This is a genomic window from Streptomyces uncialis (genome assembly GCF_036250755.1).
Lineage (GTDB): Bacteria > Actinomycetota > Actinomycetes > Streptomycetales > Streptomycetaceae > Streptomyces > Streptomyces uncialis.
Window position 1 is genome coordinate 8,060,750 of record NZ_CP109583.1, and the last position, 17,492, is coordinate 8,078,241.

At 73.7% G+C, this 17,492-nt stretch carries 15 protein-coding genes and 1 pseudogene; 5 read left to right on the plus strand and 11 right to left on the minus strand.

Annotated features, from left to right (window positions below; genetic code table 11):
- Nucleotides 1–40: 40 nt before the first annotated feature.
- The 3 genes from OG711_RS33815 to OG711_RS33825 all read right to left on the minus strand — a co-directional run bounded on the left by OG711_RS33815 (nt 41) and on the right by OG711_RS33825 (nt 3,566).
- Nucleotides 41–565, minus strand: coding sequence for a hypothetical protein (locus tag OG711_RS33815; protein ID WP_329562378.1), 525 nt, complete (start codon nt 563–565; stop codon nt 41–43).
- Between the two features lie 181 nt (nt 566–746).
- Entirely contained in the window at nt 747–2,630 is a 1,884-nt protein-coding gene (locus tag OG711_RS33820) for an NAD-binding protein (protein ID WP_073794594.1), read from the minus strand.
- Between the two features lie 219 nt (nt 2,631–2,849).
- The gene (locus tag OG711_RS33825; protein ID WP_073794592.1) at nt 2,850–3,566 is read right to left on the minus strand and encodes a DUF2470 domain-containing protein; all 717 of its coding nucleotides are present in this window, start codon (nt 3,564–3,566) and stop codon (nt 2,850–2,852) included.
- Nucleotides 3,567–4,161: 595 nt separating this feature from the next.
- Here OG711_RS33825 and OG711_RS33830 point away from each other — a divergent pair.
- Nucleotides 4,162–4,614 (plus strand): SSI family serine proteinase inhibitor, encoded by a 453-nt coding sequence (locus OG711_RS33830; protein WP_329562380.1) that lies wholly within the window; start codon nt 4,162–4,164, stop codon nt 4,612–4,614.
- A gap of 173 nt (nt 4,615–4,787) precedes the next feature.
- Here the strand turns inward: OG711_RS33830 and OG711_RS33835 are convergent, their stop codons facing one another.
- Nucleotides 4,788–5,705, minus strand: a complete 918-nt coding sequence (locus OG711_RS33835; protein WP_329562382.1) for a putative protein N(5)-glutamine methyltransferase — start codon at nt 5,703–5,705, stop codon at nt 4,788–4,790.
- A 196-nt stretch (nt 5,706–5,901) separates the two neighbouring features.
- Nucleotides 5,902–6,096: pseudogene (locus OG711_RS33840) on the minus strand (DUF5133 domain-containing protein); the annotation flags it as partial.
- Nucleotides 6,097–6,418: 322 nt separating this feature from the next.
- Between OG711_RS33840 and OG711_RS33845 the strand changes: the two are divergent.
- The gene (locus OG711_RS33845) at nt 6,419–6,958 is read left to right on the plus strand and encodes an ATP-binding protein (RefSeq protein ID WP_329562384.1); all 540 of its coding nucleotides are present in this window, start codon (nt 6,419–6,421) and stop codon (nt 6,956–6,958) included.
- 12 nt (nt 6,959–6,970) lie between these two features.
- Here the strand turns inward: OG711_RS33845 and OG711_RS33850 are convergent, their stop codons facing one another.
- From OG711_RS33850 to OG711_RS33875, 6 genes are all read right to left on the minus strand, one after another.
- Nucleotides 6,971–7,972: a phosphotransferase gene (locus OG711_RS33850; protein WP_329562386.1), complete on the minus strand. Its 1,002-nt coding sequence runs from the start codon at nt 7,970–7,972 to the stop codon at nt 6,971–6,973.
- Between the two features lie 93 nt (nt 7,973–8,065).
- Entirely contained in the window at nt 8,066–8,512 is a 447-nt protein-coding gene (locus tag OG711_RS33855; protein ID WP_073794585.1) for a nitroreductase family deazaflavin-dependent oxidoreductase, read from the minus strand.
- Nucleotides 8,513–8,658: 146 nt separating this feature from the next.
- Nucleotides 8,659–10,446: a ricin-type beta-trefoil lectin domain protein gene (locus OG711_RS33860; protein WP_329562389.1), complete on the minus strand. Its 1,788-nt coding sequence runs from the start codon at nt 10,444–10,446 to the stop codon at nt 8,659–8,661.
- Between the two features lie 707 nt (nt 10,447–11,153).
- Nucleotides 11,154–11,357: a DUF2191 domain-containing protein gene (locus tag OG711_RS33865; RefSeq protein ID WP_073794580.1), complete on the minus strand. Its 204-nt coding sequence runs from the start codon at nt 11,355–11,357 to the stop codon at nt 11,154–11,156.
- Between the two features lie 202 nt (nt 11,358–11,559).
- Entirely contained in the window at nt 11,560–12,675 is a 1,116-nt protein-coding gene (locus tag OG711_RS33870) for a threonine synthase (RefSeq protein ID WP_073795056.1), read from the minus strand.
- Nucleotides 12,676–12,935: 260 nt separating this feature from the next.
- Entirely contained in the window at nt 12,936–14,204 is a 1,269-nt protein-coding gene (locus OG711_RS33875; protein ID WP_079185132.1) for an FUSC family protein, read from the minus strand.
- A 742-nt stretch (nt 14,205–14,946) separates the two neighbouring features.
- On the opposite strand from OG711_RS33875, the gene OG711_RS33880 reads away from it, so the two are divergent.
- The 3 genes from OG711_RS33880 to OG711_RS33890 are packed head-to-tail and all read left to right on the plus strand — an operon-like array spanning nt 14,947 to nt 17,478.
- The gene (locus OG711_RS33880; protein WP_329562392.1) at nt 14,947–16,119 is read left to right on the plus strand and encodes an alpha-hydroxy-acid oxidizing protein; all 1,173 of its coding nucleotides are present in this window, start codon (nt 14,947–14,949) and stop codon (nt 16,117–16,119) included.
- 37 nt (nt 16,120–16,156) lie between these two features.
- Nucleotides 16,157–16,948: a class I SAM-dependent methyltransferase gene (locus tag OG711_RS33885; protein WP_079185131.1), complete on the plus strand. Its 792-nt coding sequence runs from the start codon at nt 16,157–16,159 to the stop codon at nt 16,946–16,948.
- Nucleotides 16,949–16,995: 47 nt separating this feature from the next.
- On the plus strand, nt 16,996–17,478 hold the full coding sequence (locus tag OG711_RS33890; protein WP_073794575.1) for a VOC family protein: 483 nt from the start codon (nt 16,996–16,998) through the stop codon (nt 17,476–17,478).
- Nucleotides 17,479–17,492: the final 14 nt, after the last annotated feature.

Here is a 17,492-nt window from a genome sequence, read left to right on the forward strand (position 1 = left end):
GGACGTACGGTGGACGGACCGGCGGACCGCTTCCGGCGGGTCAGCGCTCCCCGGTACGGACCGGCCGGACGACCACCGAGGTGGCGGTGGGCGCCGACTCGACCCAGACCTCGGCACCCCGGGCGATCGGGACGGCGCTGCGGGCGGAGTACTTCGCCGGCTGACCGGCGAGCCTGAGCATGACCTCGCCGTAGCCGTCGGCGGGGATCGGGGTGACCACGCTTCCCGCGCTGCCCACCAGATCCTCCCCGCGGGGCACCGGCGGGCCGTCGTCCCGCATCAGGGACCGGCTGAACCGCGCGGTCAGCCAGGCCGCGGTGACCCCGGCCGCGGCACCGGCGGCCGTCGCGGGCACGACCCCGAGGCCCGTGGACCCCAGCACGATCGCGCCGGTGAAGCCGAGCATGGACACGAATCCGGCGACCACCGGCAGCGACAGCAGTCCGTCGAAGAGGCCGTCCAGCACGCTGATCCCGCCGAACAGCCCTTCGAGGATCCCGTCGAAGACCAGCGCGAGGACGAGCAGCGCGAGCCCCGCGATCCCCAGACCGAGAAACCAGGTCATACCGCGACCTCCCCCTTGTGCACGGCACCGGCACGGGCGATGCCCGCCGGTGCGGCCCATGTTTCCATGCGTGTCCGCCCGAATTCATTTCCGGATTCCGGCAATCTTTACGCGTTCTTGATGCCTGGTCCGTCAGGAAGGACGGCACCGGCCCCCGCGCGGTTCCCGCCGGGCCGTCACATCAGCCGCCCTGTCCGGGCGCCGGGACCGTCCGGCGGGGGCGGCGGCCCAGCAGTTCCGCGAGACCCCGGCCGGTGGCCGCCAGCACCACCCGGTCCTCGGCGCGCAGCACGTACCCGGGGTGCAGGTCCCACACCAGGCCCGCCGCCCGGTCCGCGCGGGCGGGCGGCGGGCCGTCCCCGTCCCGCTCCCGGGCCGCCGTGTCCAGGGCGAGCACCCGCCAGGCCCCGGGGCGGAACGCCTCGGCGACGGTACGGCCCTCCAGCGGGAGATGGCCCGCCACATCGACGGCGGCGATCAGCAGCACCTTGCGCTCGACGGGGACGGCCCCGAGTATCTGCCGGCCCATCATCGCCCCGGCGAACGCGGGCGCGGCGAGGTAGGAGACGCTGCGGCTGCGGGTCAGCGCCCGGGGGTGGGCGGCCCGCAGGGTGCGGTAGACGGCGGTCGCGAAGTCGTCGTCGTACAGCCGCATCACCACCCGCAGCCGGGGGTCGACCGAGCGGGCGTACAGCGCGGCTTCCAGATTCGTCGTGTCGACGCTCGTCAGGGCGAGCAGCGAGTGCGCGCGGTGGATCTTCGCCGCCTCCAGCACGCCCTCCTCGGTGACATCACCGAGGACCACGGGCACCCGCAGTCTGCGGGCCAGTGCCATGCCCCGCGCGTCGGGATCGGCCTCCACGCACACGACCGGGATGTCGAGTTCCCGCAGCCGGGCCAGGACCCGGGTGCCGATCTTGCCGAGACCGAGCAGAACCACGTGTCCGGACACCCCGCGGGGCGGGCGCCGGGTCACGGACCCGCTGCGGAAGGTGCCGAGGACTTCGAGGACGGCCGCCAGCAGGACCGGGAGCAGCAGCAACCCGACGAGTCCGGAGAACAGTTGCAGCACCTGACGGCTCGTCGGTTCGCCGATCGCGGGCTCGTTGATGGAGAACAGGTCGAGCAGGGTCAGATACACCGCGCGCAGGGGATGTTCACCGGTGGTGAGGACCGCCGTGACCGCCAGCGCGACCACGGCGAGCACCAGGCCCACGAAGGACCAGCGCAGCCGGGCGGGCAGCAGCGAGCCGAGCGGCACACTGCGGCTCACCGGCTGCGCTGGACCGGAGTACGACACGGTCTCCAGCACGATCCGGCCCCGGTCGCGCGCCGCCGCCACGCTCTCCTCGTCGGGCAGCAGTTGGGGGACGGCCGTACCGGGTCCCTCGGTGTCGGTGGCGGTGTCGGTGAGCAGGGCCAGGGTGCACAGCGCCGGATCGTCGTCGTCCGGGTCCTCCGTACGGGCCGGGGGGCGTTCCGCCGCCCGCAGCAGCAGGCCCTCCGCCTGGACGACCTTGCTGCTGCCCGCGACGGCCGCCGCGGTGAGCGCGGGCGCGGCGGTGTCCGCGTCGGACAGGATCGTGGTGGACGCGTCGAACGCGCCGGTGCCGGAGCCGGGGACGGCGAGGGCGGCGGCCTGGTCGAGGACGTCCTCCAGGTACTGGCCGAGCCGTCGGTTGTAGAGCCGGATCACCAGCCGCAGCCGGGGGTTGAGGCGCCGGGCGGCGAGGGCCGCGCGGATGTTGGTCTCGTCGTCGTCATGCACCAGCGCGAGTGCCGCGGCCCGCTCCACCCCCGCCTCGGCGAGTACCTCGTCGGTCAGCTCCTCGGCCTCCAACTGCCGGTCGGGGAGGCCGGGTTCCGGGTCGCCGTTGTTCCCGGTGGCCCGGTTCACCGCGGCGGACACCCGGCCGAGCAGCGCGGAGGCCCGGGCCCGGCCCACGACGGGCGGGCCGGGGGTGCGCCCGGCGGGGGGCACCACCAGGGTGACCGGTTCGCCGTAGACGCTCCGCAGTTCGGCGGCGAGCCGTCGCGCGAGGGCGTCGTCGCCGCAGACGACCATGTGTTCCACGGCGGGGGGAGTTGATTGCGTGGGCAGGGCAGACATGAAACCTAGGACTGCCGTGAGGGTCGCGCGGTTTCATGGCCGGACGGCCGCGGCTGCTTTCCCCTCGTGCGACGGCGCCGATCCGGCCCGGACGCGGGCAACCGCCGGGTGCCGGGCGGGGGTTCGCGGGCGGGCCGGGGCTGTCACCGGAGCGGGGCCGGTCGTGCGGGTGGCTCACTCCTCCGGCGACACCGGGCGCAGGGTCGGCCGCCGGACGTTCCTCGCGGACGCGAGCAGGATGTGCATCCGCTCGGTGACCTGCGCGAGGTCGTCGGCGGGCCGGTGGAACGGCAGCCGTACGTCCTCGTGGCCGCGCAGCCGTTCGAGGCGCAGGGTCAGTCCGTGCCGGTCGAGGGCGAACGGCTGCACCCGGACCACCTCGCTCAGGCTCTCCGGCTCGACGAGCCGGGTGAGCCATTCGACGGCGTCGGCGTGGGCGTCGGCCAGATGGGTGAGCAGCCGGGACTCGGCGGTGGCGAGCGGGTCGGGCGCGGCCCGCGCGAAGTCGTCGATGTCGATGCCGATATGACCGGAAGGGGCGTGCAGCACGGCGCAGGCGGGCTGGAAGAGCAGGTGCTCACCCTCCCGGGTGAACCGCCCCGACAGCCACAGCCGCGCCCGGATGCGGTCCCGTACCGGCACCGGCGCCGCGTCGGAGAACTCCATCAGGGCGGTCGGCTCGCCGCGCGGGGAGCAGAGCGCGGCCGAGGCCAGCACGCTGTCCTCCGGGACGCACAGTCGTACGACGCCGTCGGTGGTGACGGAATGCGCCCCCACCAACTCCTCGTGGCAATGGTCCGTGGTCACCGCGCAGGACCATGCTGCTGCGAGTACCGAGCGGGCACGTTCCGCCGCGGTGGGCGCGGTCGTGCAAGCCTGGCGGACACCCATCTCCGTACCTCCAGTATTAGGTAAGCCTTGCCTAACTTAGCGGACCTGGAGGGGAAGGGCTACCGCGTGTGCCCGAAAGAGTGGCGCGGGATCGGCTTTGATCACCCGCTCGGACGCCTGTTCGCCGCCGTCGGCGGCCTGTTCGCCTCTCGCGGTCACGGGCGGGCCGGGGCCGGGTCGGGGGCCCGCGTCGCCGCCCGCATATGCCGCTTGACCAGGCACACGCACCCCTGGGTCGACCCTCGCGGCCGACGCGCGCCCCGAGACGGCAAGGGTATTTGTTATGTCCGTATATGGTCGCGCCGGGGCATTCGACCGTCGGCGTACGCGCCCTCCGATCGGAGGGTTTCCGGCCTATTGCTGAAGCGTCCCTATTCAGCCATGCCCCCCAGGACGAAACGGACAGCCCTCCGGTTCCGCGATATCCGGACCTTCCGCGGTGGCCATTTCCGTTACTTCTCGCCACTGATTCAATACGCAAGGTTACCGAAATGCAGGGGGTCGACGTGAAATCCGGCGCCGGAGTAGGCAGACTCACCGACGCCGAACAGGTAACCGATCCACAGACCGCCGCTCACAGCGGAAGGAGCGCACCATGTCGCACATCACCCGCCGGGCCATGACGGGGGCGCCGCCGACCGCGGCCGACCGCGGACCGCTCACCGGTGCGGCGCTCGCCGCCGGCGCTCCGTCCGGGGGCGCGACCGCCGCCTCTCCCGGACCGCACGCCGCCTCGGCCCTGGTACTCACCCTGGGCCATGGCGTGAACACGGCGAACGCGGCACCGCAACGCGCGGTCACCCTGTCCTGTGCGCCGGCCAGCGCGGGGACGCATCCCGCGGCGGGCCCGGCCTGCGCCGAACCCGCCCGTGTCCAGGGCGATCCGGCGGACCTGGTCGCCACTCGGTCGGGCGGGCGCACCCGGCGGTACGACCCGGTGGTGGTCACGGTGCCGGGCGTACGGGACGGCCGGCGGATCGCCTGTGAACGCACCTTCGGCAACGACTGCGTGAAGAACGCCCATGGGGTGGCGGTCTTCACTTTCTGAACCGGGACCTGGAGCGGTCGGTGCCTGCCTGTGGGGGGCAGATCCGACGGCCCGTGTGGGGGGTCCCAGTGGGGGACCGGCCGGGTGGAGGATTCATCTCCGCCCGGCCGGTCGACTTTCCGGGGCCGGTACGTCCGTACGGTGCGCCGACCGGTGCCACGGCGCCGCGCGGGTCAGCCGCCGGTGTCCGGGCGGGTGCCGACCACCACCGTCGCGGGCGGCTCCTCGCAGGTCGCGACCTCCGTCGTCAGCCCGCCGTCCCGGAACGCCCGCGCCGCCCGCTCCGCCTGCCGTCCACTGGTCTCCACCAGCAGATGACCGCCCGGCGCCAGCCAGCCGAGCGCCCCGGCGGTCACCCGGCGCAGCACCCCGAGCCCGTCCCCGCCCCCGTCCAGCGACACCAGCGGCTCATGGTCGCGCGCCTCGGTCGGCAGCAGCGCCACCTCACCGCTCGGTACGTACGGGACGTTGGCGACCAGCACGTCCACCCGGCCGCGCAACGCGGCGGGCAGCGCGTCGAACAGATCGCCCTCGTGCACGCCGCCGCCCCGGGGGACGACATTGAGGCGCGCGCACCGCACCGCCACCGGGTCGATGTCCGCCGCGACCAGCTCGGCCCGGGGCAGCGCCGCGAGCAGCGCGGCGCCGATCGCCCCCGATCCGCAGCACAGATCCACCACGACCGGCGGACGCGGCGCCCGCCGCGCGGCGAGCGCGACGGCCTCGGCGGCCAGGAACTCGCTGCGGCGGCGCGGCACGAACACCCCGGGGGTCACGGTGATCCGCAGTCCCCGGAACCCCGCCCAGCCGAGGACGTGTTCGAGGGGCGGGCCGGACGCCCGGAGCTCCGCCATCGCCAGGGCCTCGCGCGCGGTGCGCGCGGTGGCGAGGATCAGCGCCGCCTCGTCCTCGGCGAAGACGCAACCGGCGGCGCGCAGCCGGGCGGCGAGGGCGGACGGCTCCGCGCCGGACCCTTCGGGGCCGCCGGGGGACGCGCACGGTACGGGGGGTTCGGTCGGCGCGGCTTCCGCCCCGGCCGCGGGCGCGGCGGGAGTGGCGGGCGCGACGGACGGGTGCTGCGGGAACGTCATGGGGAGAAGGTGCCTTTCGGGGCCGAAAGGGCGTTCTCCCGGATGCGGGAACCGCTAGCAGCGGTCCGCCGTGCGACCGGCGGACGAGAACACCCTGCCTGAACTGGCGGAAATGGGTCTCACCTCCCCGGTGGACGCCGACGCGGACAGCCGCACACTACCCGAGCGGATCGGAGACCGTACAGGGGGACTTGCGCGTTCCGAGGTAGTGCTCGGCGGCGAGTGCCGCCTCCCTGGCGCTGCGCCGGCCCATCAGCACGCACAGGGTGTACGCCGTGTCCTCGAAGCGTCCCCGGACGGTGCCGTTGGACGGATTGGCGAGCATCAGGCGTTCCCACGCCCGATACCGCTCCAGGAGAAAGGCGACCTGGGGTTTGTCCGGCAGCAGCATGGCGCCGCTCACCTCCGATGTGATTCTCGCCGCCCGGAGTCGTGCGGTGGGGCCATCCTCGCCCGAACGCCCGCCGTCCTCCTGTCGGGAGATCGGCCGCCGCACCATCGCGCCGAGTGCCGGGCCATGACCCGACCGGCTCCGTACCGGCCGCCGCGCACCTCGATGACCTGCGGGAACGCTCCCGTGTTGCACGACTGGAGTAATCCCCGCACGCTGGAGGCAACTCAGCAGCGACCGCCGCTCACGCTTCGTGTTCGTGGCTCGGCCGAACGGGCGAGAAGCGGTGGTGACCGAGCTTTGCGGGTGAGGAGCCCAGATCATGACCGTCCCCCTGCCCTGTTACAGCTGTGTGGAAGTGGAAGCGCACCCGGAGCGGATCGACCGGGTCCACCGCATCCTCGCGGCGCACCTCGCCCGCTGGACGCTGGACCGCCAGATCACCCCGGTGTGCGCGGGGGTCCGCGAACTGCTCGCGAACGTCGCCGAGCACGCGGGCGACGGCACCGCCGTCATCGAACTCATCTGGACGGGACGGCACTTGATCGCCTCTGTCGCCGACCAGGACCACCGGCCGCCCCGGCCGCTGGGACCCGAGCGCGGCGGCCTGGCGAGGGTGGCCGCCCTCAGCGACGGCTGGGGGAGCTGCGGGACACCGGACGGCGGCAAGGTCGTGTGGTTCTGCCGCCGGGTGGAGACCGCGGAGGGCCAGCCACTGGTGTGGCCCGCCCCGGTGTCCGTGCTGCGGGAGTCACGGCCCGGCCCGGGGAGCGGCCCCGTCCCGGCCCTGCTCGGCGCTCCGGCGCGCGGCGCGGCCCGCCCGCCCCTGGCCCGCCGGCCGCTCGCCACGCGATGCGCGTGAACACCCGGAACGCTATCGGGAGCCGTCCACCAGCCGTGTGACCGTGTCCTCCATCCACCGCCACGCGTCGTCGGTGTCGGACGAACGCCCGTGCGGCGCGCGGAACATGTCCAGGAACGCGCACACGTCGTCCAGGTCCCAGCGCAGCCGGTACAGCTCCAGCGCGGACCGGTCCGGCGTCCGCCCGCTCGCCTGCGCCCAGGTCTCCAGCGCCGCCTCGTCGGTCCCGCCGGGCCCGGCCGCGTGCCACAGATCGCGTTCGGGGACCGCGAGTCCGGCGGTGTCCCAGTCGACGAGCAGCGGCTCTCCGCCGGAGCGCCACAGCACATTGCCCGGATGCGGTTCGCCATGGGTGACGACCAACTCCGGCCCGCGGTCGCGCAGTCGCCGCGCCCGCCGGTCGAACTCCGCCAGCCTCGTGCGCAGCCCCGTCGCCCGGGTACGGAGCAACTCCCGCGCCGGACCGCCGTACGGGCCCGGACCCCACGGCCCGTCCGTCCCCGCGAGCGCCGACTCCAGCCGTGCGCGCGCGGGCAGGTCCGGTGGCAGCACCCGGGCCGCGGCGGGTGGCGCGGCGCGGTGCAGGGCGGCGAGCATCCGCATGATCCGGGCGCGCTCCGGGGCGGTGAGCTCCTGCCCGAACTCCCCGGACGGCGCGTCGGTCCACGGCAGCACACTCAGCGCGTACCGCTCGCCGACCCGGCGTACCGTCGCACCGTCCCGGGCGGGCAGCGGCGCCACCACGGAGTCCAGCCCGGCCGCGTACAGCGCGGCCGAGGTGTCCAGGGCGCGGCGCAGCCCGTCGAACGCGCCGTCCGCGCCCTCGCCGCAGTACGGCTTGTGCGGCAGATCGGCCAGGGTCAGGAACCAGCGCCGCCCGTCCTCCCCGGTCGCGCTCCAGTGGTAGTCACCGAAGCCGACCGGGGCGTAGTCGAGCGAGACCGGCCCGACCTCCCAGTCGCGCAGCGCGCGGATCAGTTCGGACTCGGTGACACCGGTGGGGCGCTCTCTCATGGCCGCGAGGCTAGGGGCTCCCGCACGGCCCGGTCACACGCTTTTCCCCGGCGGCGGTCCGGTCGGGACCGTGACCGCCGGGGGTGAGGGCGGTCAGTGCGGCGCTTCGGAGGGCTCCAGGACGAAGACCGGGATCACCCGCTCCGTCTTCTCCTCGTACGCCGCGTAGTCGGGGTACGCCGCCACCGCGCGCTCCCACCACTCGTCCCGCTCCGCGCCGGTCACCTCACGGGCCGTCATGTCCTGCCGGACCGGGCCGTCCTGGAGCTCCAGCCGGGGATCGCCCAGCAGATTGTGGTACCAGACCGGGTTGTTCGGTGCTCCGCCGAGGGAGGCGACCGCCGCGTAGCGGCCCTCGTGCTCCACCCGCATCACCGGTGACTTGCGGAGCTTCCCGCTGCGCGCGCCCAGGGTGGTCAGCACGACCACGGGCATGTCCCGCAGGGTCGTGCCCTCGGTGCCGCCGGAGCGTTCGTACAGTTCGACCTGCTCACGGACCCAGGCGGTCGGGCTCGGTTCGTACTGGCCCTGCAAAGGCATGCGGCTCGTCCTCTCGTCGGTGGACACGTCGTCGTCCGGGTGCCTCAACACCGCCCGGCGGCAGGTTCATCCCGGCTGCCGTACGTTCACCCGTCCGGACCTGCCGGGTACGGCCGCCTCCGCGCCGGGCGGGGGCGGCCGTGTACTCAGAGCTCGCGCCGGGACCGGTCCGGGCGCTGCGGCCCGCTCGGCGCGCGGTCGTCGGCCTCCGACGCCCGGCCAGGCGCCTGGACGGGCGTCCGGTCATGGGCCTCGGCGGCGGGCGCCCCGCAGCCCGCGCCGCAGGCGTCCGGGTCCTCGGGGACCGACCTGGCGGACGCCGGGGCCGGGTCGACCAGCCAGCGCTGGCGGGCCGAGTTGTCCCGGAGTTTCACCACCACGTCCGCCCGTTTCACCAGCGCCGTGGGGGTGAGCGCCAGATCGTCCGCCCAGCGGGGGATCAACTGGCCCTGGACCGTGAGGTCGTAGTGCACATCGGCACTGTGGGACTCCTCGCGCAGCGCGCAGGGACCGAGGGCCGCCACCCCCTCGTCGGCGTGCGAGTCCAGGCACAGGCCGGGGTCCGCGGCGCTGCGCAGCAGTCCGTCGTCCTCGTACGTCCACTGCTGGCTCGGCCCCTCCGAGCAGGCCATCAGTGTCGCCGACGCGCCGGCGCGCGGTCGCTGCCCCGCCACGTCGAGACAGAGTCCCGCGTCGGCGTTGCGGAGTCTGCCGCCCACCGGTCCGCGCGGCAGCCCCGCGGCCTCCGCCGGGGGCACGTAGCCGGGCGGCAGCGACGCCTCGGGGCGGGTCACGGAGGTGCCGGGCAGCCCCGAACCCCTGGCGTCGTCGCCGCCGTTGGGCCACAGGGTCGTGGCGAGGACCGCCGTCGTCAGGACGGCCGCCCCGGCCCCGAACCCGGCGAGCATCTGCCGCCCCGACCGCAGGACACGCGGGGTGCGGACCCGGTGCCGGCCCGTCGCCCGCGGTGCGTCGGCGACGGGGTCCCGGTCCTCGTCGGACCGGGCCGAGTACAGCGGATGGGGCGGTGCCGGCGGGCGTACGGAGCGCGGGGGAGGGCCGGGCAATTCGGGAATTCTGCGGTGCTGACGGATGGCGAGATAGTCGTCCGCTCCATGGACGAGTACGGACTCGGCCAGCAGCGCACCCACATTTCCGTCGAAGTAGCGCAGTTGCTCGACGGTGAACCGGCAGTGCTCACAACCCTGTACGTGTTCCGTCACATCAGGCAGCAGGGGATCTCCCTGGCGGACGGGTACGTCGAGGAGACGGTTGTAGTAGCGGCATTCCGGACGGGTGGCAAGTTCGATATGCGCTTGCAGGCAGGATGTCCGGAATACCTCCCGTGCTTCTTCGAGTTCACCTTGGGCGGCGGCGTTCTCCAGGGCCAGCAGAGCGGCCGGTTCCGATATCGGCTCGCCCTCGACCTCGGTGTGCCAGAGCAGGTACTGGGCGGATATCGGCAACTCACCGAAAGCACGTGCGGCGATCCGCCGGTTATCCGCGACGGTGACCCCGGACGCCCAGGGTTCACCGCGTATCGGGTCCGTCGGGTTGATCGTGTCCATCGTGTTCCTCGGGGGGAGTGGGGTCGCCTCCGGGGAAAGAGCCCAGGTCCGGGCCAGGTCGCGCACGGTCAGCAGCAACCGGGGGCGCAGCGCGAGCGAGGGCTCCCCGTCGCGCGTGGGGTCGAGCACCGCACGGAACGCCGCCGCGGCGAGCATGGGGGAGGCGGCGGGTCCGGACACGGCGCACACGGTCGCGTAGTCCTGGACGGATTCCCAGTGGCGGCTCAGCAGCACCGCGAAGGCCCGGGTCTCCTGTTCGGCCGAGGGGGAGCGGAGCGCGACCGTGAGTTCGTCGTCGGAACGGCGTGAATCCGCCGTAGGGGTGTGGGGGTCCTGCTTCGGATGGGGTGTGAGGGGGGTGGGCACAGAGGGATTTCCTTCCAGAGCGCACTGGGGCACGCGGGGAGTTCTGGCCGGGGGAGGTAAAGGACGCGGGGACGTCCTCGACCACCGATGGCGAACACGTCTTCTGGGCGACCGGCCATGGTCCGTGCTGGAACGCTGCATACCCTGACACAGTCAACTCACGTGTAACAAGGTTTTCGTAAAGGGTTGTTGAGTGGATAGTCACCTGCGCTGTCATGTGAACCGCCAGACGCGCTCTCATCCGATGCGGCAAGTTACCTGTTGGTACTCGTCGATGCATTCGGCAGCGGCCCGCCGCGCGCCTGGGAGCTGCGCGGAAGTATGCGGTGCACGTGGTGAATCGGCGCCTCTCGCGGGGTACGGCGGCCATACGGCGATACGTGCCGGAACGCCCCTGTGTTCACATCCGGCGCTCTGTGTATGAGAGGGAAGTCCATCGGTTCTGTGCGATGCCAAAAGGCAGAACAATCAAAACGTCGAATGGAGTTCTTTCCCGGGAAGTCCTGTTCCGGAAGAAGGGGGAAGGCCGTGGAATCACTGGCGCCGGGCGAATGCCTGGCGGGGACCCACCGGACGGCGGGTGGCCGGGAACAGCCGACGGCCCCTGTCACGGGCATATGACAGGGGCCGGGAGGAGCGGTGAGGCCGCCGGGGGCGGGCCCCGGTCGGCGAGGCGGGCGGCCGGGCCGCGAGGCGCCCGCGCCGGATCAGCCCTGCGGCGGTTCGAGCGGCTGCGGTGCGGAGATCCGTGCGGACCCGCCCCCGCTCTCCGTCCGTTCCTCGGTACGGTGGCCACGGGCGATGTAGTCCCGGACGACGAGCTCCACCGCGTCCTGCGGTGAGCCGGCGCCGGACAGCACCATGACCTCCACCACGAGTTCCGCGTCCAGTCCGACGGTTACCTTGGCCATGTGCCGCTCCTCCGCACCGAAAGTGACCGAGACGGTAGCACCGCCCCCGCCGGACGCGCACCGGGGCGCCCGGCGTACGGCGACCGGTCGGTGGGTACTTGGCCGGAGTGTCCCGGCCCCGGCCGCCGATGGCTGACAACCGCCGTTCCCTCCGGGGTGTTCCGCGTCCTCGGTCACCGCCCGGGGACGCCGGCGGCGGTGGTCAGGTCGCGGTGTCCGCCGGGAACAGCCCGGCGAGGACACCCGTCGCCTTGAGGCCCGAACCGGTCAGCACCACGACCGTCGTCTCACCGTCCCGGATCGCGCCCCGGGCACGGAACACGTCGATCGCGGCGGCGGCCGTCGCGCTGGTCGGCTCCACGTACAGCCCCCGGCTCGCGAGAGCGCGGACCGCCGACGCGATGTCCCGCTCGGGGATCGCGGCCATGTCCCCGCCGGAGCGGCGGACCGCGGCCACCACCTCGGGCAGCCGTACCGGTGCACGGATCGCGGTGCCCTCCGCGATCGTCGGGCCGAACTCCGGTACGGGCTCCGACCGGAACGCGGCGTGCAGCGGGGCGCACGCCGCGGGCTGGGCGACCAGCAGCCGGGGAAGGCGCGCGATCCGCCCCGCGGCGAGCAGCTCCGAGAACCCCAGATCGCAGCCGAGGACCGTGCTGCCCGCGCCCGCCACGGTCACCACCGCGTCCGGGGCACGGAACCCGAGGTCCTCCCACAGCTCGTACGCGAGGGTCTTCGTCCCCTGGAGGAAGTACGGATGCCAGTTGTGCCCCGCGTACATCACCTCCCCGGCGCGCCGCAGAGCCTCCGCCGCGGTGGCCTCCCGGCCGCCCGGCACCGGGGTGATCCGCGCCCCGTACGCCCGCGTCTGGAGCACCTTGGCGGGCGAGGTCCCCTCCGGGACGAGGACCGTGGCGCCGATCCCGGCCGCCGCGCAGTAGGCGGCGACCGACGAACCGCCGTTGCCGGAACTGTCCTCCACGACCTCCCGTACGCCCCGGGCGGCCAGCGCCGAGACCATCACACTGCTGCCCCGGTCCTTGAAGCTCCCCGTCGGGTTGAACCACTCCAGCTTGAAACGGACCCGGGCCCCCGCCCACTCGCCCTCCACCAGCGGCGTCATCCCTTCCCCGAGGCTCACCGGGGGACGGCCGCCGGGCAGCGGCAGCGCGGCGCGGTAGCGCCACAGGGAACGGACCGAGCCGTCGATGTCCCCCGGCGCGAGGCCGGGCAGCGGCGACACGGTCAGCGGACCGCCGTCGTCCCCGCGCCAGCGCAGGGCGTCCAGCGGATACGTCCGCCCCGAACGCCCGTCGATCAGCTGTGGCCCCTCGGGTTCCCGCTCCGGTTCCGGCACGCGGACCGCCTCTCTCCTCGTCCGCCCGGCCCTCCGGCACGGCTTCCGACAGGGGGTCGAACGGATCATCAGATGATGGACGGAACCTACCGGACCCGTGATCGTCGGCCCCGTGTCGGCGCCGTACCTGAGCCGCCGGGCCCCTCCCGCCTGGCTCCGCCAAGCGCCTGCCACGGCCTGCCGAGCGCCGCCTCGGCCCTTTTGCCTCAGCGCCGCCCCCCTCAACCCCGCTCGCTGCCCCGGCTCCCGCCCCCGCCCGGGAACAGGGACCTCAGCCGTCCCAGCCAGGAGAACCGCTGCCGCTGCTCACGCGCGCTGCGGTCCAGTTCCTCCATCAGCCGCCTGCTGCGGTGCTCCATGTCCAGCTCGTCCAGCAGCCGGTCCACCTCGGTCAGCAGCGCCCCGTGGAGCTGCCAGCCGCGCGGGTCCTCCCGTACGTCGTCCAGCAGGAGCCGCGCCGCCCGGTCCCGGCTCGCGACCGCGGCACTCAGCTCCTCCGCCAGCCGTGCCTCGGCGGCGTCCGCGTTGGTGCTGACCTGAGTGGTCACCAGGACCGCGAAACTGACGACGGCGTCGGCGATATGGTCCAGCGTCTCCTGGAGCGCCGCGCCCGTCCCGCGCGGCAGCAGCGGCTCGTGCGGACGTTCCCTGCTCAGATCGGTGAACGTCCGGGAGAGGACCCGGACGACGACCACACAGATCTCCAGGGTGTCGAGACCGGTCCGCAGCACCACCCGGTTCAGCAGACCCTCACGGACCCGGGGGTTGAGCCGCAGGCTGTCCTCCGCCTGCCGCAGCGCCGCGTCCACGTCCGCCACGTCGTCGTCCAGCTGCCGTGCCTCGAACAGCCGCTGCTCGGCCTGCTCGGGCGCGGTCGGGGTGATGAGCTGTTCACCGCCCCGCAGCAGCAGCCGCCGCATCCGGCGCGCCAGGTTCTCGATGGACTCCCCGGCGGTGTCCACCCACACGGGCGGCGCCAGCAGGAAGTTGAACGACAGGCCGACCACCGCCCCGATCAGCGTCTCCAGCACCCGGTCCCAGGCGGACGCGCCCACCTGGGTCACCCCGAGCACGAGCATCGCGCTGATCGCCACCTCGGGCACGAACTCGCCCACCCGGACGAACTGGCCCACCGTCAGCGACGCCAGGATGATCAGGGCGAGGCTCCACCAGCTCAGCCCCACCAGCGAGCTGAAGCCGACGGCGATCAATACGCCGATGACCACCGAGTTCACCCGGCGGACGCCGGTGGTGATCGTGGCGTAGAGCGTCACCTGCACCACCAGGAGCGCGGTCAGCGGCGCGGTCAGCGGCGCCTCGACGTCGCTGAGCTGGAGCGCGACGGCGTACGAGATGGTGGCCGCCGCCGTGGACCGCAGGATCTGCACCACCACGGGGTCGCGCCAGCGCCGGACGACGCCGGCCGCCCGGGGCGCGTGCGCCGTCCGTCCGGCCGCCGCTTCCGGCGACGCACGGTTCTCCTCGCTCATCGTCAGCCACCGCCCGCCTCACGGAACCGATACCGGGTCCACTGTCGTACGGAGCGGTGCCGGGGGGACGGTGACGCTCCGTACGACCTGCGGCCGGTTTCGGCGGAGTCGCGGGGTCGCGGGGGCGCGAGGGCGGTGGGTGTCCGGCTCGCCGTCGTCTTCCGTCCCGGAGGTTCGCTGCCCCTTCGGGGACACCCGCTGTGGGGGCGGTGGGTGGTTCGCCCACCGTCGGCGGTCTTTCGCGCAGTTCCCCGCGCCCCTTTGGGGCACCCCGCTGTGGTGGCGGTGCGGGGTCGGCTTTCCGTCGGTGGTCGTTTGCGCAGTTCCCCGCGCCCCTATCGGGGCACCCGCTGTGGTGGCCGGGGGCGATCGGCTGACCGTCGCCGGTCTTTGCGCAGTTCCTCGCGCCCCTTTGGGGCACCCCGCTGTGGTGGCGGTGCGGGGTCGGCTTTCCGTCGGTGGTCGTTTGCGCAGTTCCCCGCGCCCCTATCGGGGCACCCGCTGTGGTGGCCGGGGGCGATCGGCTGACCGTCGCCGGTCTTCGCGCAGTTCCCCGCGCCCCTATCGGGGCGCCCCGCTGTGGTGGCGGTGGGTGGTCGGCTTTCCGTCGGTGGTTGTTCGGGCGGCTTCGGGGGAGCTCGGTGTGGGGCGGGTTGTCCCGGGCGTTCCCCCGCGGTCCGTGGCCGTCGTCAGTAACCTCCGGCGTACGCGGCGAGCGCACCGACGAGAGACGGGCACGACGATGAGCGGACATGCGGCCGACTTCCAGTACGAGATCTATCTGAACGGTATGACCGGGGCGGTGCCCAGACTGCCCACCGATCTGACCCGCCTCGCGGAACTCACCGAACAGCGGCTCGGTTCCGGACCGGTCGGCTATGTGGCGGGCGGCGCGGGCGACGGCAGCACCGACCGCGCCAACCGTGCGGCACTCGACCGGCTGCGGATCGTGCCCCGTGTGCTGCGGGACGTCCACGTGCGCGACCTGTCCGTGCACGTGCTGGGCCGCACCCTGCCCGCGCCCGTGGCGCTCGCCCCGATCGGTGTGCTGTCGATCCTGCACCCCGAAGCCGAGGGCGCCGCCGCCCGGGCCGCCGCCGTCCGCGGGGTGCCCTACATCCACTCCAGCGCCGCCAGCACCCCCATCGAGCAGGTCGCCGAGGCCCTGGGTGACGCCGAACGCTGGTTCCAGCTCTACTGGTCCAAGGACCGCGAGGTCACCCGCAGCTTCCTGACCCGGGCCCGGGACACCGGGTTCACCGTCCTGTTCGTCACCCTCGACACCCCGCTGCTCGCGTGGCGGCCCCGGGACCTCGACCAGGCGTATCTGCCGTTCCTGCGCGGGGTGGGCACCGCCAACTACTTCACCGACCCCGCGTTCCAGGCGGGACTCGCCCGGCCCGTGCACGAGGACCCGGACGCCGCCGTCATGCACTTCATCGGCCTCTTCTCCGATCCCTCGAACACCTGGCCGGATCTCGCGTTCCTCCGGGAGAACTGGGACGGTCCGATCGTCCTCAAGGGGGTGCTGCACCCGGACGACGCCCGGGCCGCCGCCGACGCGGGGATGGACGGTGTCGTCGTCTCCAACCACGGCGGACGCCAGGTCGCGGGCGCCATCGGCGCCGCCGACGCGCTGCCCGCCGTGGTCGACGCCGTCGGCGACCGGCTCGACATCCTGTTCGACAGCGGTGTCCGCTCCGGCGCCGACATCGCCAAGGTCCTCGCGCTCGGCGCCCGCGCCGTGCTGATCGGGCGGCCCTACGCCTACGGGCTCGCCCTCGACGGCCAGGCGGGCGTCGACCATGTGATCCGCTGTCTGCTCGCCGAACTCGATCTGACCCTCGCCCTGTCCGGGCACGCCACCCCCGCCACGTTCACCGCGGCCGACCTGCGGCGCGAGGGCGACCGATGACCGCCCCCGGCGGCCCGCACGGCCCGGGACGGCCGTGATGTTCGGCCCCGGCGGACCCACGTTCCGCGAACTCACCGTGCAGGCGCTGTCCTCCGTCGAGCACGGCTACGACCTGCTCGCCCCCACCTTCGACCGCACGCCCTTCCGCACCCCGGACGCCATCCTCGACGCCACCGCGCGTGTGCTGGAAGGACTCGGCCCCTTCGGCCGCGGGCTGGACCTGTGCTGCGGCACGGGTGCCGGTACCCGGGTGCTGCGGCGGGTGTGCCGGGACCGGATCGTCGGGGCCGACCTCAGCGCCGGGATGCTGACGGCCGCCCGCCCGGCCCCACCGGTCCGCCCCGGCCGTCCGGCGGAGCATCTGGTCCGGGCCGACGCGCTGGCCCTGCCCTTCGCCGGGAGCCTCGACCTGGTCGTCAGCTTCGGGGCGTTCGGCCACTTCCTGCCCCGGCAGCGGCCCGCCCTCTTCGCCGGGGTGCACCGGGCCCTGGCCCCCGGCGGCCGGTTCGCCTTCCCGGTGGTCGCACCGCCCGCACCCGGCTCGCGGGGGTACTGGGCGACGGCCGGGTTCGACGCGGTGATGCGGCTCCGCAACGCCCTGTGGCGTCCGCCGTTCGTGATGTACTACCGCACCTTCCCGCTGTCCGCCGTCCGCGCCGAGCTGACCCGCGCGGGCTTCACCACCGACCTGTACGCCCTGCCGGAGCTGGGCCGGCGGCCGGACGGAGGACCGCGCTGCCGTCTGGTGGTCGCCACCCGGCCCCGCACCCGCGCCCAGGTGGCACCTGGACGCGCGGCCGATGAGTTTTCGGCGGACCATCGGTCGTAACGGAGAGAGCATGCAGTAACCGATCGCGCACGCGGGAGGCGTCACCGATGACCAGCGAGGCATTCACCACCTGTCTGTGGTTCGACGGCCGGGCCGAGGAGGCCGCGGACCACTATCTGTCCGTGTTCAAGAACTCCGAGCCCGGCCGGGTCACCCGGTACACCGAGGCGGGCCCCGGCCCCGCCGGGACCGCCATCACCGTCGACTTCACCCTCAACGGCCAGCACTTCCTCGCGCTCAACGGCGGACCGGAGTTCACGTTCAACGAATCGGTCTCGTTCCAGATCCACTGCGCCGACCAGGACGAGGTCGACTACTACTGGGACCGGCTCACCCAGGACGGCGGCCGGCCCGGGCAGTGCGGCTGGCTCAAGGACAGGTTCGGGGTGTCATGGCAGGTCGTCCCCACCGAACTGCCCGGACTGCTCGCCGACCCCGACCATGAGAAGGCGGCCCGGACGACCCGCGCCCTGTTCGCGATGACGAAGCCCGACATCGGCGCGCTGCGCGCCGCGTACGCGGGGGAGTAGCCCCGGCCGGGACC